Origin of the sequence: Bacillus sp. SIMBA_031 (assembly GCF_046535225.1) — a bacterium.
In the GTDB taxonomy this organism is placed as follows: domain Bacteria; phylum Bacillota; class Bacilli; order Bacillales; family Bacillaceae; genus Bacillus; species Bacillus velezensis.
The window spans coordinates 1-263 of record NZ_JAWRXC010000354.1; the positions used below are offsets into that span (position 1 = coordinate 1).

The following is a 263-nucleotide window of genomic DNA, read 5'->3' on the forward strand; positions in this document are numbered from 1 at the left end:
TCATCAGCGAATAGGTATCGACGACGTCGGAGACCATCGCGAGACCCGCAGCGGCAACCAGCGCGTAGATGGAATCTCCGAGTGCCGCCCCGATGCCGATCGCAGCCCCCGATGCAAAGCCGCGGTTCAGGCTGCGGTCGATGCAAAGCGTCGCGATCGCGCCCGGCGGTATCGTGATGACGAGGCCGAGCAGAGCGCCTTTGGCAAACAGCAGAAGCAGCGTTTCGATGATCATGCCTGAGAGATGTTACGCCGCCGCGACC

1 protein-coding gene is annotated in these 263 nt (G+C 63.1%); it reads right to left on the reverse strand.

Translation table 11 applies throughout. The features are described from left to right. Window positions 1-235: LysE family transporter (locus SB724_RS20615; RefSeq protein ID WP_410572782.1), on the reverse strand; the 235-nt coding region annotated here is incomplete at its 3' end. Window positions 236-263: the final 28 nt, after the last annotated feature.